This is a genomic window from Bradyrhizobium sp. USDA 4501, assembly GCF_054062115.1.
In genome coordinates this window covers 5207116-5228468 of the sequence record NZ_JBSSEX010000001.1, presented here as the reverse complement: position 1 = coordinate 5228468, position 21353 = coordinate 5207116, and the positions used below count along the sequence as shown (strand labels likewise).

Below are 21353 nucleotides of genomic sequence, written 5' to 3'. Positions count from 1 at the left end.
TGAGGGAACATTGGCACGTCGCTTCTGTTCCACACCTTTGGGAGCACTGCTGCATGTCCGAAGCCGACACGTCAAAGCCCTCGCGCATCGCCCTGCTTGGCGTTCCCATCGAGATCGGCGCATCGCAGGCCGGCCCGCTGATGGGACCGGACGCGCTGCGCACCGCGGGCATCGCGCGCCTGCTCGAGCAGCTCGACTTCCAGGTCGATGATCACGGCAACCTTGCGATCCCCGCCGTGGTCGCCGACGGCCCGGTGCCGGCCAACACCAGGTTCTATGACGAGGTGAAGACCTGGACCCGCGCGCTCTCCGAGCGCGCCTATTGGCTGGCGCATTCCGGCGCGATCCCGATCTTCATGGGCGGCGATCACTCGCTGTCGATGGGGTCGATCAACGGCGTCGCGCGCTACTGGCAGGAAAAGGGCCGGCCGCTGTTTGCGTTGTGGGTCGACGCGCATGCTGACTACAACACGCCGGCCACCACCATCACCGGCAACATGCACGGCATGTCGGCCGCGTTCCTGTGCGGCGAGCCCGGTCTCGACGATCTGCTCGGCGGACTGCCGCGCGCCTCGATCCCGCCTGATCAGCTCGACCTGATCGGCACGCGCTCGGTCGATCCGCTGGAGCGCAAGCTGCTGCGGCAGCGTAATGTGTCGATCGCGGACATGCGCCAGATCGACGAGTTCGGCGTCGCCGTGCTCACGCGCCGCGTCATCGAACGCGTCAGGGCGAAGAACGGCGTGCTGCATGTCTCGTTCGATGTCGACTTCCTCGATCCGGCGGTGGCGCCCGGCGTCGGCACCACGGTGCCCGGCGGCGCGACCTATCGGGAAGCCCATCTCATCATGGAGCTGCTGCACGATTCCGGGCTGGTGCGCTCGCTCGACATCGTTGAGCTCAATCCCTTCCTCGACGAGCGCGGCCGCACCGCGCGCGTCGCGGTCGAATTGATCGGCAGCCTGTTCGGCCTGCAGATCACCGACCGGCAGACGCCGAGCAACGCGGTGCTGCCGGAGATGGGGGAGTAGTGGAGCAACACGCGCGATGTCGTCCCGGCGAAAGCCGGGACCCATAACCACCGATGGTCATTGTTGCGCACCGGTGGAATGACGAGTCCCAACCACAACATCCGCTGCGGAGTATGGATCCCGGCCTTCGCCGGGACGACACTGGAGTATGTGGCGCCGTTGGCTGCTCAGCTTGCCGGATCGAAAAGGTGCGCGCTTCGTTGACTGCGTAAAAATCAAAAAGGCGGCCACGAGGGCCGCCTTTTTCAAATCGCGTATCGCTTGCGCGAACTACTCCGCCGCCAGCTTCACTTCCGGCGCGGCGGCGCGGACTTCGGCGTCGACCTGCGCTTCGAACTTGGCGAAGTTCTTCTGGAACATGCCGACCAGCGCACGCGCGGTCTTGTCGAACTCGACCTTGTCGGCCCAGGTCTTGATCGGGTCGAGGATGTGCGGCTCGACGCCGGGCAGCGAAGTCGGCACCGCGAAGCCGAAATACTTGTCGGTGCGGAAGTCGGCGTTGCGGAGCGAGCCGTTCAGCGCCGCGGTGAGCAGCGCGCGGGTCACCTTGATCGGCATGCGGCGGCCGGTGCCGTACTTGCCGCCGGTCCAGCCGGTGTTGACCAGCCAGCAATCGACATTGTGCTTGGCGATCAGCTCGCGCAGCATGTTGCCATAGACCGACGGATCGCGCGGCAGGAACGGCGAACCGAAGCAGGTGGAGAATTCCGGCTGCGGCTCGTTGCCGAGGCCGCGCTCGGTGCCGGCGACCTTCGCGGTGTAGCCGGACAGGAAGTGATACATCGCCTGCGCCGGCGTCAGCTTGGCGATCGGCGGCATCACGCCGAAGGCGTCGGCGGCGAGCATCACGACGTTCTTCGGATGCGGTGCGCAGCCGGTGCGCGAAGCGTTCGGGATGAAATCGAGCGGATAGGCCGAGCGGGTGTTCTCGGTCTTCGAGCCGTCGTCGAAATCGGGCACGCGATCATTGGCGCCGAGCACGACGTTTTCCAGCACCGCGCCGAATCGCTTGCTGGCGGCGTAGATTTCCGGCTCGGCTTCGCCGGACAGCTTGATGCACTTGGCGTAGCAGCCGCCTTCGAAATTGAAGACGCCGTCCTCGCTCCAGCCATGCTCGTCATCGCCGATCAGCGTGCGCTTGGGATCGGCCGAGAGCGTGGTCTTGCCGGTGCCGGACAGGCCGAAGAAGATCGCGGTGTCGCCGTCGGAGCCGACATTGGCCGAGCAGTGCATCGGCATCACGCCCTTCTCGGGCAGGTAATAGTTCAGCGTGGTGAACACGCTCTTCTTCATCTCGCCGGCATATTGCGAGCCGCCGATCAGGACGATCTTGCGGGCGAAATCGATCGCGACGACGTTCTCCGACTTGCAGCCGTGACGCTTCGGATCGGCGCGGAAGCTCGGCAGGTCGATGATCGTGAGCTCGGGCACGAAGCTCGCGAGCTCCGACGCCTCGGGGCGGATCAGCAGCGTGCGGATGAACAGCGAGTGCCAGGCAAGCTCGGTGAAGACGCGGGTCTTGATGCGATGCTTCGGATCGGCGCCGCCGTAGAGATCCTGCGCGAACAGCGTCATGCCTTCGGCATGCTTGAGGAAGTCGGCATGAAGCGCGGCGAACTGCTCCGAGGTGATCGACTGGTTGCCGGCCCACCACATGTTCTTGTCGGTGAGATCGTCGCGGACCGTGAACTTGTCCTTCGGACTGCGCCCGGTGAACACACCGGTATCCGCGCAAAGCGCGCCATCGGCCGACAGCGCCGCTTCGCCATTACGCAGCGAATGCTCGTAAAGCTGAGGTGCGCCATAATTCCAATGCACGCCCTTGAGATTTTTTAAGCCGAATTTGTCGGCGCCGAAGGCACCGTTATGTACGCCCGTCTCTTGCACGAAGAACCTCCTCGAACCCGCGTATCCTTGTTCGCGCGAATGTCGCCAATCGCGCCCCGCCGCGGTGACCGTGATCAGAATATAGCCTCTCGGCTTCGGTCCGGCGACCTAATAGTGGGGATCGCCAAGCTTGCCAAGCCAATCGAACGGCTTTTGGCTGATTCCAAGGCAGGCCCATCATCTGGCGCAAGTACCGCAGCGCGAAACCCTTTCGTCTTGCTTTCGTTTTCTCGTTGTTTTGCCGGCAGTCGGGCGACGTTTCATCGCCTTTCCCGCCGCGCAAGGAGCTTTGCGATGCACAAAAAGTGCCAGCCGGCGGGCAGCGCCGTCGCCGATCAAGGCGAACGGCGCGGAGAATGCCGGGTATGCATTTCGCGCTGAGGATGTATCGTTGAGATGAGCCGCCGCGCGTTGGCGCAGCGCTGCAGAGCCGAGCATGACCATCGTGTTGCACGCGGCACCACCTGATCGGCATTGAGCTGCAAGTGAGAAGCTGCTGATGAGCAGTTTCGACTGCGCTCAACACACCTTCGTCGAAGCCCGATTGGTACAACGCTCAACTGCCGTGAACGTTCCGCAACGCGTAGCGTTTGGCGGCGAGGCGATCGCTGACCCCGCGATCGATGATAACGCAATCAGCGTGGTCGCACGCGCGCGTCATCGCGGTCGACATCGCGATCCGGCTGATTTTCGGATGCAGCCGCGCCAGACATTCTTGCATGCAGATCGAGCCAACGGGCGATGACACGACACGCCCGTGCGAAATGATCGCGCTGTCAAATCCGGACCGCGCAATCGCGCCGCCGCAGCCATGCGACACCATGCCTCGCCACGGCCGCAGCGCCGCCGTGCGGACAGGTCCTTCTCCTGTCCTTGCTATCCCTTGGCGCGCACCTCGCCGGCGAGCCGCACCAGCATCTTGCGCAACTCGGTGCCGGTGGTGACGCGCTCGGGGAAATCCAGCCGCAACGTGTCGCGGCCGGCCTGCATGTCCATGCCGTCAGGATCGCAGCCGGTGCAGAGCCAGTCGGCGCTTTCCGCGCCGAGCAGCCGCGTCGCGTAAAGGTTCATGGCCTCGCGGTGATCCTCGTTCATATGCGCCACCGCGCCGGGCTCGGCTTCGAGCAGCGCCTCGGCTCCGCCGAGATCGGTCAGGAATTGCGCGGGTTTGAGGTCCACGATGCGGCCGAACCCGGCGACCAGATGGGCACCGCTTGGCTTGATCCGGAAGAACGAGAAATCCTTAAATTCCACAAAGGCTTCCGCTGACGGATGGGCAGCGAGATAGCGCCTTCGGACGAGCTCCCGCCCGGCCTCCCCGACCTCTTCCGCCTTGCCCGCCAGCATGATCCGGGCGCCCTCCAGCGGATCGCCCTCGACGCGCTCGTCCAGCATCAGCGACACCCGGCTGTCGGCCAGGATGTTCTTGGTATGCAGCGCCAGCCGGGAAATCAGCAGGATCGGCGAGCCGTCGGGATGGCTGGCCAGATTGACCAGCGAGCAATAGGGATCGCCGGTGCCGGCCATCAACGTGGCGAGGGCGCCCTGGCGGCTGCGGCGGAGCAGCGAGCGGGCAAGGTGGGCAGGATCGAAGTCGGCGGTCGGTTGCATGGGCCTATCGGGTCATTTTATGCGCGAATCGGGTGGGTTCCCTATGAAAAAAGGGCCTTTTCTCATGGTCTAAGGGTGCTATATGGGGACCCATCGCGTGGGTCGCAGAAGCGGATTTTTGCGGAACTCGGTCACACTTCAGCCCAGCTTGCATTGCTCGTTGACCGCGTTCGAAGCCCAATTCTACGGCGCGTCGCTAGAGTGCCCGCCGTCTAAGCCACTCTCATTGTGAAAGCAGCACATGCCCACAATCGCCCTGGTCGACGACGACCGCAACATTCTCACTTCGGTTTCGATCGCGCTCGAAGCCGAAGGCTATCGCATCATGACCTACACGGACGGTGCGTCGGCGCTGGATGGGTTTCGCACGTCGCCGCCCGATCTCGCGATCCTCGATATCAAGATGCCGCGCATGGACGGCATGGAAACGCTGCGCCGGCTGCGCCAGAAGTCCGACCTGCCGGTGATCTTCCTCACCTCGAAGGATGAGGAGATCGACGAATTGTTCGGCCTGAAAATGGGCGCCGACGATTTCATCCGCAAGCCGTTCTCGCAGCGCCTGCTGGTCGAACGGGTCAAGGCCGTACTCCGCCGCGGTCAGCCGAAGGATCCGACCGCCGCGCCGAAGGAGCCGGACGCCCGCGCGCTGGACCGCGGCCTGCTGCGGATGGATCCGGAGCGCCACACCTGCACCTGGAAGAACGAGCCGGTGACGCTCACCGTGACCGAATTCCTGATCCTGCAGGCGCTCGCCACCCGCCCCGGCGTCGTGAAGAGCCGCAACGCGCTGATGGACGCGGCCTATGACGACCAGGTCTATGTCGACGACCGCACCATCGACAGCCACATCAAGCGGCTGCGCAAGAAGTTCAAGGTGGTCGACGACGACTTCGAGATGATCGAGACGCTGTACGGCGTCGGCTATCGCTTCAAGGAAGCCTGATCTGCGCTTCCCGGGCGGCTTGTTAACTGACAGGCTCCGCACGGCTGGGGTAAGCTCGGGCGAACGATTGCTTCGCGGGACGACATCCATACCAACCGGCAGCTTTGCCAGTGCTTGATCGAACGCAGCTCGAGCAAGGCCTGAACACCGAGGACGCGTCACAGCTCCTCGATCAGGACGCCGTTGCCGAAGACGTGGCGCAGGACAAGGGCTGGCGCCGTCCGCTCGGCTGGCTGCGCCGCGCCGGTCAGTTCTTCTTCGCGCTGTCGTTCTCGAGCCTGACGCGCCGTATCGTCTCGCTCAACCTCGCCGGCCTCGTCGCGCTGGTCGCCAGCATCCTCTATCTCTCGCAATTCCGCGCTGGCCTGATCGAGGCGCGCACGCAGAGCCTCCAAGTCTATGCCGAGATCATCTCGGAGGCGATCGCGGCCTCGGCCACCGTCGAAGGCAACACCGTCACGATCGACCCCGATCGCCTGCTCGACCTCAAGCCCGGCGAAAGTTATGGCCAGCCGGATGAATCGGCGGATTTCCCGATCAATCCCGAGCGGGTCGCGCCGGTCCTGCGCCGCCTGATCGCGCCGACCAAGACGCGGGCCCGCATCTTCGACCGCGATGGCGGCCTGATCCTCGACAGCCGCAATCTGTTCGCGCGCGGCGACGTGCTGCGCATGGAGCTGCCGCCGCCGTCGGAGAAGCCGTCGCTCTATGAAAGGACCAAGGCCACCATCAAGACCTGGCTCAACCGCGGCGACCTGCCGATCTATCGCGAACTCGGTCCCGAAGGCGGCAAGGGTTATTCCGAAGTCGCGCAATCGCTCGAGGGCATGAAGGGCAGCGCCGTGCGCGTCACCGAGCGCGGCGCGATCATCGTGTCGGTCGCCGTCCCGGTGCAGCATTTCCGCGCCGTGCGCGGTGCATTGATGCTGACCACGCAGGGCGACGACATCGACCAGCTGGTGATGTCCGAGCGCCTCGCCATCCTCAAGATCGGCGGCGTCGCCTCCGCCGTCATGATCATGCTGTCGCTGCTATTGGCGAGCACGATCGCTGGCCCGGTGCGACGGCTCGCCGACGGCGCCGAGCGCGTCCGCCACCGCATCCAGACCCGCGTCGAGATTCCCGACTTCACCGGGCGCCGCGACGAGATCGGCCATCTCTCCGGCGCGCTGCGCGACATGACCAACGCGCTGTACAGCCGCATCGAGGCGATCGAGATGTTCGCCGCCGACGTCGCCCATGAGCTGAAGAATCCGCTGACCTCGCTGCGCTCCGCGGTCGAGACGCTGCCTTTGGCGCGCAACGACAACAGCCGCGCGCGGCTGCTCGCCGTGATCGAGCATGACGTCAGGCGGCTCGACCGCCTAATCTCCGACATCTCCGACGCCAGCCGGCTCGATGCCGAATTGCAGCGCCAGGACATGGCGCCGGTCGATCTGCGGCGGCTGCTGACGACGCTGACCGGCGTCGCCAACGAGACCAGGCTCGGCCACGACGTCGCCGTCGAAGCCCGCTTCGAGGGCCGCGGACCGACCGATACGCTCTCTGTGCCCGGCCATGATTCACGGCTCGGCCAGGTGATCTCGAACCTGCTGTCGAACGCGCAATCATTCTCCAAGCCGGGCGACAAGGTGCGCATCGTCTGCCGCCGCAACCGCGGCGAGGTCGAGATCGTGGTCGACGATGACGGGCCCGGCATCGGCGAGGACGCGCTGGAGCGGATCTTCGAGCGCTTCTACACCGACCGGCCGCACCAAGGGTTTGGCCAGAACTCCGGCCTCGGGCTTGCGATCTCCAAGCAGATCATTGAAGCCCATGGCGGACGCATCTGGGCCGAGAACCGCGCTGGCCCTGCGGACGCAGACGGCAAGCCCACCATCGCCGGCGCACGCTTCGTGGTCAGGCTGCCGACACTATGAGCGACAATTCAAGCGTGCACGCATCCGCCGTTCTGGTCGGCGAGCGTGCGGTGCTGATCCGCGGCCCGTCGGGCGCCGGCAAGTCGCGTCTGGCCCTTGACCTGATTCTCGCCGGGCGCACCGGAGCGCTTCCGCCGGCCATTTTGGTGGGGGATGACCGTGTCCGTCTCGACACAGCCGGCGAACAATTGTGGGTTCGTCCGGTCCAGCAATTGGCTGGTCTGATCGAGATCCGAGGCCTCGGAATCCGCCATTGTCCGTTCGCAGATGAAGCCGTGGTGGGGCTGATCGTCGACCTCGCCGCTGACGACGCCGAGCGGCTGCCGCCGCCGGAGGCGCTCACGATTCGCCTTAATGGTGTTTTGTTACCGCGAATTCCCGTCGGCGTTGGCTTCCAACCCCTGCCGCTGGTTGTCGCCGCGCTGACGACAACCTGAAAGTTCATGTTCCCGTAATCTTGCGGCCAATTGTGGGAAGGGAATTGGTAACCATATCACATCCACTATCGCGTCGGATTTTACCGGCGCAGCCTCCCCTCTCTACCGCCAGGAACCGGGAGACTAGCCAAGATGCCCTCTTGCGTAGGGCCTCTGGATGGTCAAAGTGGCGCGTTCGTGCGGTGCACCAAAGGGCGCCCGCGAGGAGTTTCCAATGATTGGTCTAGTGCTGGTGACCCATGGGCGCCTTGCCGACGAGTTCAGAGCGGCGCTCGAACACGTCATGGGTCCGCAGAAACAAATTGAAGCGATCACGATCGGGGCCGAGGACGATTCCGATCTCTGTCGAAGCGACATCATCGAGGCGGTGAACCGCGTCGATAGCGGCGACGGCGTTGCGATCCTCACCGACATGTTTGGCGGCACGCCGTCCAACCTCGCGATCTCCTGCATGAGCCGCCCGAAGGTGGAAGTGCTCGCAGGCATCAACCTTCCCATGCTGGTCAAGCTTGCCAAGGTTCGCGAGGAGCGTTCGCTGCCCGACGCGATCGCGATGGCCCAGGAAGCCGGCCGCAAATACGTCACCATCGCCAGCCGCGTTCTCGCAGGCAAATGAGCGACGAGGCCCCGGGCGGAAATCAGGTCGGCCCGGGCGTGCCAGCGGGCGCCATTTCCCGTGAACTCCTGATCGTCAACAAGCGCGGCCTGCATGCGCGGGCATCGGCCAAGTTCGTCCAGCTGGTCGAGCGCTTCAACGCCGAGATCTGGGTCACCCGCGGCACCGAGACCGTCGGCGGCACCTCGATCATGGGCTTGATGATGCTCGCCGCCGGGCCCGGCACCACGGTCGTGGTCTCAGCAAAGGGCGACGAAGCGCAGCAGGCGCTCGACGCCATCGCCGAACTCGTCGCCAGCAAGTTCAACGAGGAAGGCACGTAAGGGCCGTCACCTCTTACCTCGCCCCGCTTGCGGGGAGAGGTCGGATCGCATCGAACGATGCGATCCGGGTGAGGGGTACAGGTCTATCGATAGACTGCCATCGTGGTGAAAGCCCCTCACCCCAACCCTCTAAGAGCGAGCTTCGCTCGTCTCGACCCCGCAAGCGCGGGGCGAGGGAGCGCGAAAGCTACTTCGCCGGCGGCACCAGATAGACCTTCCAGACCGTCGACGGACCGGGATGGCCGTTGAAGAAGCGCATGGTGGTCATCACCAGCGGCTCGGCGTCCTTGGCGTGCTCCGCCATCCACGCCTCGCAGGGCTTCAGGAACACCGGATCGGTGGTGTCGCAGACGCCGATGAAGCCGAGACGCTTGGCTTCGTCGAGCGACGTCAGCCCCGACGACCAGGCTTCGCCCGGCACCAGCGACGCCGGATGATCCGGACTGTAGAACGTCATCGGCTCGCCGATATCGGACCGCGCGACGACCACGGCCCAGCGTGAATGGAATCTGTCCTGCCAGGTCTGGGTGAGTTCGCGCGCGAGCTCGGAGCGCGCGGCGTAGGTCGAGCCGCCGACATGGTTGGACGCGATCTCCTGCGTGGCGATGCTGGGCGCGGCGATCAGCGTGGCGATCGTGGCCACGAACCAGATCGCGGTGATCGAGAACAGCGCCATGCGCGGGAAGCGAAGCGAGGGAATCGCGACCAGCGCAAGCGGCACCAGGAAGAACAGCGGGATGCCCCAATCGGTCTTGATATAGACGGTGAACGCCAGCGCGCCGAGCGGCGGCCCGATCGCGACGATCAGCTGGATGATCCAGACGTTGAGCGCCTGCGGAAGGTTGACGGCGGGATTGGGTCCGCGCGACCAGACCCGCGCCAGCACGTCCGACGGCCGCCACGGCACCGAGCCCAGCAGCAGCGCCACCAGGCCCAGCACGACGGGAATCGCGAGCAGCCCGACATTGTGCACGACATAGCCGATCACGAGCTGCACATTGAGTGCGCGGCTCGACAGCGCGTAGACGTCACCGGCATAGGTGAACGGCACGAAGTCCACCTCCTCCAGCCACACCAGGTGCGGGATCATCGCCACCGCCATCGTGCCGATCGCAACCCATGGCGCCGGCGAGCGCAGGAATTGCGTCCGTTGCGGATGGATCAGCGCGGCCAGCCCGACGGCGCCGATCATCGTCACCACCCAGTACTTGGTCATCAGCGCCAGCATGCCGGCAAAGCCGAGCCAGAGACCCGACTTGAAGCTGCGCTTCTCGAATGCGTTCAGATAGGCCAGCACCAGCAGCGGCAACGGCACCAGTTGCGCGAGATCGGCGTTGTATTTGAAGCCCTTGAAATTGAAGATCGGGTAGAGCGCGAGCATCACCACCATGAAGAACGCGCGGCGGCGATCGACGACACGCAGCGCGATCAGCCAGCACACCACCAGCGCGAAGCTGACCGTCGTCATCGCAAGCGCATAGGTCGACCAGTTGGTGACCGGAAAAATCCTGAACCAGACCCCGGCGATCCAGCCCGACAGCGGCGGGTGCTTGCCATAGCCGAGCAGGAAGCGCTGGCCCCAGGCATAGGCTTCCGCAACATCCATATGGATGTCCTGTGCGGCCTTGAGCTTGACCAGGATCAGCGTCCACAGCACCGCATGAACCAGCGCGAAGCCGATCACGAACCACAGGCTGGTCCTGGGATCGGTGGCGCGCGAGGCGATCCAGGCGGCAATCCGCCGGATCGTCAGCTTGCGTTTGGTGCGCCGGGCGGCGGGGAGCGTGGAGGCGGTCGACATGGCCTGTGCCTGAGGCATGCCCCGGAAAAGTGGAAAGCGGTTTCCCGGAAGGATCATGCCCGAATGAAAGCGGAAGCGCGATGAGTGCTCATCCGCATTTCAGCGCGCTTTAGCGCGTTTTTGTGGCCAGTGAAATCAGCTTGGCGTGAGAACGCCTCCAGCCAGCGGATTCACTTTCGGGGAAGTCCGGCCGGTGCTCGAAATGCATGGTATCGTAGTGACACCATTTGCCGCCCCAGATGAAGCCGTGCGCTCGAAGATGTCGACGATCTCGCGCGGCATCCAGTTGTTGCAGGGGATGGTCTTGCCTTTGCCGGCCCACAGCCGGTCATCCCGAACTTTCAGGTTGAGGTCGATGGGGGCGGCGTAGCCGTGCATGCTCATCCGCCCGGTGTCGGCGACGCGAAAGACGATTTTCGGGCCGCCGAACCTGGCAGGAACATGCCCGGGAATCGGTCACGGCAACCCAGCCGGAAACGGCGCCGTGATTCGTCGTCACACCGCTGCAAAATACCGCAATTTGGTTGCCCGCGCGGGGGTGCGGATGCTATCCCGCGCCCATGACAACTGCCCCGATTTCGAACATCCGCAACTTCTCCATCGTCGCCCATATCGACCATGGCAAATCGACCCTTGCCGACCGCCTGATCCAGATGACGGGCGGCCTGTCGGATCGTGAAATGGCGGGCAAGGAGCAGGTGCTCGATTCGATGGATATCGAGCGCGAGCGCGGCATCACCATCAAGGCGCAGACCGTCCGGCTGAACTACCGCGCCAAGGACGGCAAGGATTACATCTTCAACCTGATGGACACGCCCGGCCATGTCGACTTCGCCTACGAGGTCTCGCGGTCGCTGGCGGCCTGCGAGGGTTCCCTGCTCGTGGTTGACGCCAGCCAGGGCGTCGAGGCGCAGACGCTCGCCAATGTCTATCAGGCGCTCGACAACAATCACGAGATCGTGCCGGTCCTGAACAAGGTCGACCTGCCCGCGGCCGAGCCCGAGAAGGTCAAGCAGCAGATCGAGGACGTGATCGGCATCGATGCGTCCGACGCCGTGATGATCTCGGCCAAGACCGGCGTCGGCGTGCCTGACGTGCTGGAAGCGATCGTCACCCGCCTGCCGCCGCCGAAGGGCGACCGCGACGCGACCCTGAAGGCGTTGCTGGTCGACAGCTGGTACGACGTCTATCTCGGCGTGGTCGTCTTGATCCGCGTCGTCGACGGCGTGATGAAGAAGGGGAGCCGCATCCGCATGATGGGCACCGGCGCGGCCTACGATATCGAACGCGTCGGCTTCTTCACGCCGAAGATGGAGCAGGTCGAGGAGCTCGGCCCCGGCGAGATCGGCTTCATCACCGCGGCGATCAAGGAAGTTGCCGACACCCGCGTCGGCGACACCATCACCGATGACAAGAAGCCGATCAGCGAGATGCTGCCGGGCTTCAAGCCGGCGATTCCGGTCGTGTTCTGCGGCTTGTTTCCGGTCGACGCCAACGACTTCGAAACGCTCCGCGCGGCGATGGGCAAGCTGCGGCTCAACGACGCAAGCTTCTCCTACGAGATGGAAACCTCCGCCGCGCTCGGCTTCGGCTTCCGCTGCGGTTTCCTCGGCCTGCTGCATCTGGAAATCATCCAGGAGCGGCTGTCGCGCGAATTCGACCTCAATCTGATCGCGACCGCGCCGAGCGTGATCTACAAGATGAAGCTGACCGACGGCACCGAGCTCGAGATCCACAACCCGGTCGACATGCCCGACGTGGTCAAGATCGCCGAGATCGAGGAGCCGTGGATCGAGGCGACGATCCTCACGCCCGACGAATATCTCGGCAGCGTCTTGAAGCTGTGCCAGGACCGCCGCGGCTCGCAGAAGGAGCTCACTTATGTCGGCTCCCGCGCGATGGTGAAATACGACCTGCCGCTCAACGAAGTGGTGTTCGACTTCTACGATCGCCTGAAGTCGGTCTCCAAGGGCTACGCCTCGTTCGACTATCATCTGACCGACTACAAGCCGGCCGATCTGGTCAAGATGCAGATCCTGGTCAACGCCGAGCCGGTCGACGCGCTGTCGATGCTGGTGCATCGCACCCGCGCCGAGGGCCGCGGCCGCGCCATGGTCGAGAAGATGAAGGAGCTGATTCCACCGCACATGTTCCAGATCCCGATCCAGGCGGCGATCGGCGGCAAGGTGATCGCGCGCGAAACCGTCCGCGCGCTGCGCAAGGACGTCACCGCGAAGTGCTACGGCGGCGACATCACGCGCAAGCGCAAGCTTCTGGAGAAGCAGAAGGAAGGCAAGAAGAAGATGCGGCAGTTCGGCAAGGTCGACATCCCGCAGGAAGCCTTCATCGCCGCGCTCAAGGTGGACAGCTGAGGCGGCGCTACCGGCGCGACTGTTGCCCATTCTTGTCCCAGCAACAAAACGCACCATGATTTGAATCGCCACTGCATCGCGCTCCGACTAGACTGCGATCATGTTGCGCATCCTGTTCCTCCTTATCGTCATCCTCGCACTGCTGCAGCCGGACCTGAGCTCCGCCGCCTCCTCGAAGACGCGGCACGGCACCCGCTGGCACGGCTATGGCTTCCTGCCCGGCTACCGGCAGCCGCCGAACCAAACCATTCCGGTGTTCGGCCCGCGCGGCGCCGCCCGCGGCTACCCGGACTATTCGCCGCAATATTGGTATGGCGGGGATTGGTACTATTTCGGCCGCCCCGGATTCTACCGCGGCCGCTACAATGGCGGCAGTTTTGGCCCGTGCTGGACCTGGACGCCGATCGGGCGCGCCTGGCAGTGCGGCTAGAGCGTTTTCGAGCGAAGTGGCTCCCGGTTCGCGTGAAGAAAACGCGTCAAAGCAAGAATCTAGAGCCCCGTTCCGATTCTATCGGAACGGAAAAGGCTCTAGCTGCGCGTCGCTGCGACATCTTGCGCATGCAACGCCCAATCCGCTGATCCCGGAATGAGAGGCATGTTGCCCGTCATGTTGCCCCTGGACCTCAGATAGGCCAGCATCCTCCCTGCGCGCACCACAACAAACAACAGCGCCGGGGAAACGCATGAGCAAGGCCGCTCGGTTGGATTATGGCTGGGTCGTCGTCGGCGCGGGCGCGCTGATGACCTGCGTCGGCTTCGGCACCATGCTGTCGCTCGCGGTGTTCCTGCAGCCGATCTCGGATGCGATGGGCTGGTCGCGCGCCGGCATCTCGGCGGCGGCGACGCTGGATTTCCTCTGCATGGGTTTTGCGGCGTTCGCCTGGGGCGCGCTGTCCGACCGCTTCGGTACCCGCATCGTGGTGCTGGCGGGCAGCCTGCTGCTCGGGCTTGGCTTAGTGACGGCGAGCCAGGCGCAGAGCCTGTGGCAATTCCAGCTCTGCTTCGGCGTGCTGATCGGGATCGCGGCCGGCAGCTTCTATGCGCCGATGATGGCGCTCGCCAGCGCCTGGATCGACAAGCATCGCAGCCTCGCCGTCGCGCTGGTGTCGGCCGGCATGGGCGTATCGCCGCTGACCGTCGCGCCGTCGGCAAGCTGGCTGATCACGGCCTATGACTGGCGCTTTGCGATGCTCGTCATCGGCATCGCCGCATGGGCGTTGCTGATCCCCGCATCGTTCCTGGTGCGCCCGGCGCCGCAGGGAACGGACGTCGCAATCCCGACCGCCGCGAACGTGCCGCAAACCGAATGGACCGCGGCGCAGGCGCTGCGCACGCCGCAATTCATCACGCTGGCACTGGCGCATTTCGCCTGCTGCGCGGCGCATTCGGGACCGATCTTCCACATGGTGTCCTACGCCATGGTGTGCGGCATCGCGCCGCTCACCGCGGTCACAGTCTACAGCCTCGCCGGCTTCTCCGGGCTCGGCGGCCGGCTGCTGCTCGGCGTGCTCGCCGACCGGCTCGGCGCCAAGCCGGTCCTGGTCGGCGGCCTCCTGGTGCAGGCGCTGTCGATCGCGACCTATCTCGCGGTGGCGCAGCTCGGCGAGTTCTACGCGCTGTCTGTCGTGTTCGGGCTCGCCTATGGCGGGGTGATGCCGCTCTACGCCGTGCTGGTGCGCGAGTTCTTCGGCGCGCGCATCATGGGCACGGTGTTCGGCGCGGTGTCGGCCTTCGCGAGCCTCGGCATGGCGCTCGGGCCGTGGGCCGGCGGTTACGTGTTCGACACGTTCCACGGCTATACGTGGCTGCACGCCGGTTCCTTTGCGATCGGCCTCGCCGCGGTCGCCGTGGCGCTGAGTTTCTCGACCAAGCGCCAGCCGTCGCTCGATCTCGGCCGCGCCGCCGCCTGAGCGCGGCTGCATTCGTCACACTCGCGCGCACCGGCACAACGGATGGATAGCTGATCTGCATCGGCGCCGTCCCGCCTTGCCTTGCCTTCCCTTGCCCTCTCCTGCCGGATGAGCCACCATCGTCCGGCCTGCCTAACAAGAATGACAGAAGGCGCCGAGGACACGCATGAACAAGCCGCAGGGATTCGACCTTGTCGAGCGGGCGCGCGCGCTGGCGCCGCTGATCACGAGTGAAGCCGACGAGATCGAACGGACACGGCGACTGACGCCATCGGTCACCGCGGCACTGGTCGAGAACGGGCTGTATCGCGCGCTGCTGCCGAAGCGTTTTGGCGGCGCCGAGGCGACACTGGACGCCTTCATGCAGATGCAGGAGGAGATCGCCAAGGCCGATGCATCGACCGCCTGGTGCCTCGGCCAGTGCAGCGTCTGCGCCATGACCGCGGCCTATCTCGAACCCGACGCAGCTAACGAGATCTTCAACACCACGCCCGGCATCCTCGCCTGGGGCGCTATCGCCCATGAGGTGCGCGCCGAGCCCGGCGGCTATCGCGCCAGCGCGCGCTGGGATTTTGCCTCGGGCTCGCGGCAGGCGAGTTGGCTCGGCGCCCATGTCCGCGTCGTCGAGGACGACGGCTCACCGCGCAAGAAGGCCGACGGTTCGCCGGAGATCCGCACCATCCTGTTCCCGATGTCGTCAGCGACAATGTATGACGTCTGGGACGTGATCGGTCTGAAAGGCACCGGCACCGATTCCTACTCGGTCGACAACCTCTTCATTCCGGAGCAGTTCGCCGCGCTGCGCGACGATCCCGCCGCGTGCCGCGAGCCGGGGCCGCTCTACAAGCTCTCCACCAACATGGTGTTCAGCATGGGCTTTGCCGCCACCTCGCTCGGCGTCGCGCGCGCCATGCTGGACGCGGCGACCGAGCTTGCCCGCGGCAAGACCCCGCAAGGCCTCAAGGCGATGCGCGACAACAATGCCGTGCAGGGCCAGATCGGGCGCACCGAGGCCAGCCTGCGCGCCGCGCGCGCCTATCTGTACGCGACGGCCCACGAGGTCTGGAACGATCTCGTCCGCGGCGACCCGATCACCGAGGCACATCGCGTCGCGATCCGCATCGCCTCGACCTGGACCATCCACCAGTCGGCCGCAGTGGTCGACATCGCCTATCACATGTCGGGGGCAACGGCGGTGTTCGCCAAGAATCCGTTCGAGCGACGGTTTCGCGACATGCACGCAATCGCGCAGCAGATCCAGGCCCGCGACACCCAGTACGAGGACGCCGGCAAGGCGATTTTGGCAGGCAATCTCGGCGCTCCGCCGACCGCGCGCTAAAGCATGATCCGGAAAAGTGCGAAGCGGTTTTCCGAAAAGATCATACTTGAACAGGAACTGAAGCGCGATCAAGTCAGATTGCATCAGGGCGTTGACTCATAAGTCCGCTGTGTCGGCTCTGCTCCCTAAAACACGACATCGCCGGGTAATCATGGCATGTCGGTTTTGGGCCCAACAGTGGGCATGACGACTGGCGGCCCTCGCAATCTGAATTCTGTCCCCGACTGTGCAAAATGGATTCTGTCGACTGCCCGGATTTTTCAGCGGTGCGGTAACGCATTGAGCTCGCAGAGGGCAGCCGTCGCGCTTGGTACAGCCAAAATTCGCAATCTTGGTGCTGTTTTATGAGCAGGCGCAGCGCATCTATTCGTTCGTACTAAGCAACCGAACTGCCTTGGCAGTTCTTGGTTAGTCGGCGCGTCCGCGCGCTCTGCAGCAGTTCCACCAAGAGACAAGGAGTATTCCCATGAAGGCCATCGTTGTAACGGACCAAGCCGCGGGAACGGCCGGGATGAAGCTGGTGGACCGGCCCGAGCCGCAGGCAGCGATAAACGACGTCGTCGTTCAGGTTTATGCGTCGAGATTTGTCCCGACTGAGCTGGCGTGGCCCTCGACCTGGACCGATCGCCTCGATCGTGACCGAACACCGTCGATCCCGGGGCACGAGCTGGCCGGAGTGGTCACCGCTCTCGGATATGGCACTACAGGGCTATCGGTGGGACAGCGGGTGTTCGGTCTAGCGGACTGGTATCGCGACGGCACGCTGGCCGAGTATGTGGCGATCGAGGCGCGCAACCTCGCGCCGCTACCGGGCGACGTCGACTTCACAATGGGCGCAAGCCTTCCGGTCTCGGGCCTGACGGCATGGCAAGGACTATTTCAGCACGGCCGCCTCCAGGCGGGGCAGAGTGTCCTCGCACACGGCGCGGCCGGCGCGGTCGGGTCGATGGTGACGCAACTCGCGCGAGAGGCCGGCGCGTATGTGATCGGCTCCGGGCGGTCCGCCGACCGTCAGACTGTGCTCGGCTTCGGCGCGCAGGAGTTCGTCGATCTCGGCAACGACGCCCTTGAGGACGTCGGCAAAGTCGATCTGGTGTTCGACGTCATTGGCGGTGAAATCCAGAAGCGGTCGGCAAAACTGATTCGAGGCGGAGGAACGCTGGTGACGGTCGTTGGGCCGGCCGAGGCGCGACCTTCCGACGGCCTGGCGGTCGACTTCGTCGTCGAGTCCGATCGTTCCCAACTGAGTGAGATCGTCCGGCGGGTGCGGGACGGACGCCTGCGGACAAACATCGGCAACGTCTCGACTCTCGACGAGGCCGTCGCTGCCTTGAATCCGACCGGTCGACGCAAAGGGAGTACGATCATCCGCGTTCGCCCCTGAGTGACACATGCCTATTGATGCGCGCAGCCGGCCGGCCCTGTCCGGCCAGACGTTGAACAGTACGAAAGTAGCACCGGCGGCCATGGTCGCGGCACGAATACCGGCGGCGCAACATCCGGTTGTTAAGCTTTTTCTGAGACTTTGCGGGCGGCGCTAATGCCTGGAGTTTCGCTGGTCCCATGTTCACGCTTCGATCGATTGCCGCCCGCCTGATTCTGGCGATTTCGCTGACTGTCGCAGTCGCCTGCGCCATCCTCGGCGGCTTCTCCATCAGCCAGCAGCGGGCGCTGACGCGGCTCGCGCTCGATCAGCAGCTCAAGCTGCAATATGACAGCGTGATTGCAGCGATCGACTACGAGGGGCGCGCGGCGCTCGCGGTCTCGGCGGTCATCGCCGCCTTGCCGCCGGTCGAGGACGCCATCGCCAAGGGCGACCGCGACGGCCTCGGAAAGCTGCTCGGCGCCTCCTGGGCGTCGATGAAGGCGCAGGGCATCCCGCTGATCTCGTTCTGGCAGCCCCCGGCGACCAGCTTCTACCGGGTCCATGCGCCGAAGACTTTCGGCGACGACGCCTCGACGCGGCGCACCACGGTGGTGGAATCGAACAGGACCGGCAAGCCGATCGTCGGCGTCGAGCCCGGCCGCGAAGCGCTTTCGATCTTCGGCATGACCCCGATCATGCGCGACGGCAAGACGCTGGCCAATGTCGACGTCGGCGCCGCCTTCGGCAAGGAATTCGTCGACCGCGCCAAAAAGCGCTTCGGCATCGACCTTGCGGTGCATTCGTTCGACGGCCAGAGCTTCAAGCGGCTGTCCTCGACCTTCGGCGATACCGTGGTCGCGACCCAGGACGAGCTCAAGCGGGTCATGAACGGTGCGGCCCTGCTGCGCGACGCTGTTCTCGACGGCCATGCGGTGGAGCTCTATCTCGGCCAGATCAAGAACTACGCCGGCGAGCCCGTCGCCGTGCTCGAGATCGTCAAGGACACCAGCGACTATGAAGCCGCCGCGGCAAGCGCGCAGCGCAATCTGATCCTTGGCGTGGTCGCGATCATGGCCGCCGCCGTGCTGCTCGCGTTCCTGCTCGGCCGCGGCCTGTCGCGGCCGCTCACCGCGATCACCGCGGTCATGAACCGCCTGTCCAGCGGCGACACCAGCGTCACGATACCCGGCAGCGAGCGCCGCGACGAGCTCGGCACGATGGCGAAGGCGGTCGACGTGTTCCGCCGCAGCATGGTCGAAACCTCCTCGCTGCGCGAGGCGCAGGAGGCCGACAAGGTGAAGGCGGAGGCCGACAAGCAGGCCTTGCAGCGGCAGATGGCCGATCGTTTCGAAGCCGACGTCAAGGGCATGGTCGCCGCCGTCGCGCGGTCCTCGGGCGACATGCAGCGCGTCGCGGGCGAGATCACCGCCAGCGTCAACGGCGCCTCCGAACGGACCTCGGCGGCAGCCGCCGCGTCCGAGGAAGCATCCGCCAGCGTCAATGCGGTCGCAGCCGCAACCGAGGAGCTGGCGTCCTCGATCACCGAGATCGGCCGCCAGGTCACCCATTCCAGCCGCGTCGCCGACAGCGCCGTGACCAAGGCCATGGAGACCACCGAGATGGTGACGAGCCTCGCCGCATCGGCAGAGAAGATCGGCGACGTGCTGCGCCTGATCAGCGCGATCGCGAGCCAGACCAATCTGCTGGCCCTCAACGCCACCATCGAGGCCGCGCGCGCCGGCGAGGCCGGTCGCGGCTTTGCCGTGGTCGCCGCCGAGGTGAAGGACCTGGCGAGCCAGACCGCGAAGGCGACCGAGGAGATCGCCGGCCAGGTCGGCGCGATCCAGTCCGCCACCGGCAACTGCGTCAGCGCGATCGGCGACATCAGCGGCACCATCCGCGAGATCTCGGGTATCGCCACCGCGATCGCAGCCGCCGTCGAGCAGCAGGACTCGGCGACGCGGGAGATCGCCCGCAGCGTGCAGCAGGCGTCCACCGGGACCGTCGAGGTCTCCGCCAATATCGCGGGCGCGAGCGAGGCCGCCAGCCAATCCCGCGCCCTCACCGGCAATGTGCTGGATACGTCCGGCCAGCTCGGCGATCACGCCGCTGCGCTGTCGCACAGCGTCGACACCTTCCTCGCCGGACTGCGCAACGCCGCCTGAGCGGCGGCGCCGGGCTTCAAGTCATGGCCAGGGCAGCACGGGCGGCGGAGCGGACCGGTCGGACTTGTCGTCCGGCCGAGCGTCGACCCGCCCCCAATCGCGCATGAACGGCATCTGCAGCAGGCCGCGCAGCGACTGCTTCTCGGGATCATCGAAGCCGTCGAGGCCATAGCGCAGCTCCGCGAAGCGTGGACCACGATTATAGGTGCCGCCGAGCCGGTCCCAGATCGAGAGCAGGTTCGAATAATTGCTGTCGGTCTCCGGCTGATGACGCGAATGATGCATCTTGTGCATGTTCGGCGTCACGAAGACGAGCCGCAGCCAGCGGTCGAGCCGCTCGGGCAGGCGGATATTGGCGTGCTCGAATTGGGCGTTCAGCGCCGACAGCGTCAGATAGGTAACCAGCACCCAGGCCGGCGTTCCGAACACGAAGACGCCGGCGATGTGCCAGCCGACGGGATGCTCGCGGAACGTCGTGGTGACGTCGACGAAGCGATCGGCATGGTGCATGCGATGGAAGCGCCACATCCAGCCGAGCTTGTGCATGGAGACGTGGGCGAAATAGGCAAACAGGTCGAGCCCGATGATGCCGAGCAGGAGCTGGTTCAGGGGTGACAGGCCGAGCCAGTGCGACAGGCCGAATTTCGCATCCAGCGTCCATTGCGCGGCCAGCGGCGACAGCGGGCTGAGCAAAAGGTTCACGCCGACGAAGATCACGGTGATGGCGGCGTTGCGGCCGATATTGCGCATCCGGTCGCTGCGGCCGTAGCTGAACAGCGGAAACGCGGCCTCGAACAGCAGCACGATCGCGAACGACGCGAGCAGGAACGCGATCCGCGCGCCGGTCGACGGCAGCTCGACATGAGCCATCTCAGCCGCGCCCGGATGCCACAGAAGCTTTGCAAAGCCGATCATGCCGTCAGCCTCCCCTCTTTACAAAACGAATATTCGTTCTTTATAATGGCAACGAATGATCGTCAAGCCCGCCGCATCGGCCGGCCGCGACCTGACAAGGACCCGACTATGCCGAAGGTGAAACCCGAGACGCTCGCGATCCGTCGCGAGGAGATTCTGCAGGCCGCGGAGATCTGCTTTGCCCGCCAGGGATTTCACCAGACTACGATCCAGGACGTGATCAAGCAGTCCGGGCTCAGCGCCGGCTGCATCTACGGGCATTTCACGGGCAAGGAGGAGCTGATCCAGGCGATCGGCGAAAGCCGCCATGGCCGCGACAGCGCGCTGCTGGCGCTCAAGGATCCATCGGACGATGTGTTGCAGAGCCTGCGGTCGATCGCCCGCGGCTTTCTCGGCGACCTGCAGAAGGAAGAAGGCCTGCGTGCCCGCCGCGTCGCGTTGCAGCTCTGGGCGGAGGCGCTGCGCGACGACGTGGTCCGCGACCAGGTGCTGAGCGGAATCCGCCAGCCGATCGCCCTGATCGTGGACCTGCTGCGGCGCGGCCAGAAGAGCGGCGCGATCGACCGCGGCGTGCAGCCGCGCGGCGCGGCGCGGGCAATGGTCGCGATGTTTCAGGGCATCGTGCTGCAACGGCTGTGGGGCGAAACCGTCTCGACCGCGGAAGCGATGCACGCCTTCGACATCTTCCTTGCCGGCCTTGCCGCCAGGCGCTGACGGG

General features: G+C 65.2%; 19 protein-coding genes. 13 read left to right on the top strand and 6 right to left on the bottom strand.

Annotated features, from left to right (window positions below; genetic code table 11):
• The first annotated feature begins 53 nt into the window (after positions 1-53).
• Complete coding sequence (gene rocF / locus ACVWZM_RS23815) at positions 54-1031, top strand: arginase (RefSeq protein WP_076831116.1); 978 nt, start codon at positions 54-56, stop codon at positions 1029-1031.
• A 270-nt stretch (positions 1032-1301) separates the two neighbouring features.
• Here the strand turns inward: rocF and ACVWZM_RS23810 are convergent, their stop codons facing one another.
• The 3 genes from ACVWZM_RS23810 to ACVWZM_RS23800 all read right to left on the bottom strand — a co-directional run bounded on the left by ACVWZM_RS23810 (position 1302) and on the right by ACVWZM_RS23800 (position 4529).
• Complete coding sequence (locus tag ACVWZM_RS23810) at positions 1302-2918, bottom strand: phosphoenolpyruvate carboxykinase (RefSeq protein WP_456855106.1); 1617 nt, start codon at positions 2916-2918, stop codon at positions 1302-1304.
• Between the two features lie 556 nt (positions 2919-3474).
• The gene (locus ACVWZM_RS23805) at positions 3475-3741 is read right to left on the bottom strand and encodes a hypothetical protein (RefSeq protein WP_456855105.1); all 267 of its coding nucleotides are present in this window, start codon (positions 3739-3741) and stop codon (positions 3475-3477) included.
• 53 nt (positions 3742-3794) lie between these two features.
• On the bottom strand, positions 3795-4529 hold the full coding sequence (locus tag ACVWZM_RS23800) for a HugZ family pyridoxamine 5'-phosphate oxidase (protein WP_456855104.1): 735 nt from the start codon (positions 4527-4529) through the stop codon (positions 3795-3797).
• Between the two features lie 241 nt (positions 4530-4770).
• On the opposite strand from ACVWZM_RS23800, the gene ACVWZM_RS23795 reads away from it, so the two are divergent.
• The 5 genes from ACVWZM_RS23795 (at position 4771) to ACVWZM_RS23775 (ending at position 8767) form a co-directional block, all read left to right on the top strand.
• Positions 4771-5472, top strand: a complete 702-nt coding sequence (locus ACVWZM_RS23795) for a response regulator transcription factor (protein WP_016843287.1) — start codon at positions 4771-4773, stop codon at positions 5470-5472.
• A gap of 110 nt (positions 5473-5582) precedes the next feature.
• On the top strand, positions 5583-7391 hold the full coding sequence (locus ACVWZM_RS23790) for a sensor histidine kinase (RefSeq protein WP_057019534.1): 1809 nt from the start codon (positions 5583-5585) through the stop codon (positions 7389-7391).
• The gene (locus tag ACVWZM_RS23785; protein ID WP_456855102.1) at positions 7388-7828 is read left to right on the top strand and encodes an HPr kinase/phosphorylase; all 441 of its coding nucleotides are present in this window, start codon (positions 7388-7390) and stop codon (positions 7826-7828) included. Before ACVWZM_RS23790 ends, ACVWZM_RS23785 begins: the two co-directional genes overlap by 4 nt.
• 214 nt (positions 7829-8042) lie before the next feature.
• On the top strand, positions 8043-8444 hold the full coding sequence (locus ACVWZM_RS23780) for a PTS sugar transporter subunit IIA (RefSeq protein WP_021076632.1): 402 nt from the start codon (positions 8043-8045) through the stop codon (positions 8442-8444).
• A complete protein-coding gene (locus tag ACVWZM_RS23775; protein ID WP_028335869.1) occupies positions 8441-8767 on the top strand; it encodes an HPr family phosphocarrier protein in 327 nt (108 codons plus the stop codon). Before ACVWZM_RS23780 ends, ACVWZM_RS23775 begins: the two co-directional genes overlap by 4 nt.
• 187 nt (positions 8768-8954) lie before the next feature.
• On the opposite strand, the gene ACVWZM_RS23770 is transcribed toward ACVWZM_RS23775, so the two are convergent.
• The gene (locus ACVWZM_RS23770; RefSeq protein ID WP_057019504.1) at positions 8955-10568 is read right to left on the bottom strand and encodes a glycosyltransferase family 39 protein; all 1614 of its coding nucleotides are present in this window, start codon (positions 10566-10568) and stop codon (positions 8955-8957) included.
• A gap of 109 nt (positions 10569-10677) precedes the next feature.
• Positions 10678-10890, bottom strand: a complete 213-nt coding sequence (locus ACVWZM_RS23765; protein WP_456855101.1) for a M15 family metallopeptidase — start codon at positions 10888-10890, stop codon at positions 10678-10680.
• Between the two features lie 238 nt (positions 10891-11128).
• Here ACVWZM_RS23765 and lepA point away from each other — a divergent pair, with 238 nt between their 5' ends.
• From lepA to ACVWZM_RS23735, 6 genes are all read left to right on the top strand, one after another.
• Positions 11129-12940 (top strand): translation elongation factor 4, encoded by a 1812-nt coding sequence (lepA, locus tag ACVWZM_RS23760; RefSeq protein WP_057019506.1) that lies wholly within the window; start codon positions 11129-11131, stop codon positions 12938-12940.
• A gap of 100 nt (positions 12941-13040) precedes the next feature.
• Entirely contained in the window at positions 13041-13370 is a 330-nt protein-coding gene (locus ACVWZM_RS23755; RefSeq protein ID WP_456855100.1) for a hypothetical protein, read from the top strand.
• Positions 13371-13623: 253 nt separating this feature from the next.
• A complete protein-coding gene (locus tag ACVWZM_RS23750) occupies positions 13624-14850 on the top strand; it encodes an MFS transporter (protein WP_456855099.1) in 1227 nt (408 codons plus the stop codon).
• A 166-nt stretch (positions 14851-15016) separates the two neighbouring features.
• Positions 15017-16189 carry an acyl-CoA dehydrogenase family protein gene (locus tag ACVWZM_RS23745; protein ID WP_076831139.1) on the top strand — a complete coding sequence of 391 codons (1173 nt, stop codon included), beginning with the start codon at positions 15017-15019 and terminating at the stop codon, positions 16187-16189.
• 466 nt (positions 16190-16655) lie between these two features.
• Positions 16656-17573 carry an NADP-dependent oxidoreductase gene (locus ACVWZM_RS23740; protein WP_456855097.1) on the top strand — a complete coding sequence of 306 codons (918 nt, stop codon included), beginning with the start codon at positions 16656-16658 and terminating at the stop codon, positions 17571-17573.
• A gap of 179 nt (positions 17574-17752) precedes the next feature.
• Positions 17753-19720 (top strand): methyl-accepting chemotaxis protein, encoded by a 1968-nt coding sequence (locus tag ACVWZM_RS23735; protein ID WP_253588679.1) that lies wholly within the window; start codon positions 17753-17755, stop codon positions 19718-19720.
• Positions 19721-19741: 21 nt separating this feature from the next.
• On the opposite strand, the gene ACVWZM_RS23730 is transcribed toward ACVWZM_RS23735, so the two are convergent.
• Positions 19742-20635: a sterol desaturase family protein gene (locus tag ACVWZM_RS23730; protein WP_456855096.1), complete on the bottom strand. Its 894-nt coding sequence runs from the start codon at positions 20633-20635 to the stop codon at positions 19742-19744.
• Between the two features lie 108 nt (positions 20636-20743).
• On the opposite strand from ACVWZM_RS23730, the gene ACVWZM_RS23725 reads away from it, so the two are divergent.
• Complete coding sequence (locus ACVWZM_RS23725; protein ID WP_229189690.1) at positions 20744-21349, top strand: TetR/AcrR family transcriptional regulator; 606 nt, start codon at positions 20744-20746, stop codon at positions 21347-21349.
• Positions 21350-21353: the final 4 nt, after the last annotated feature.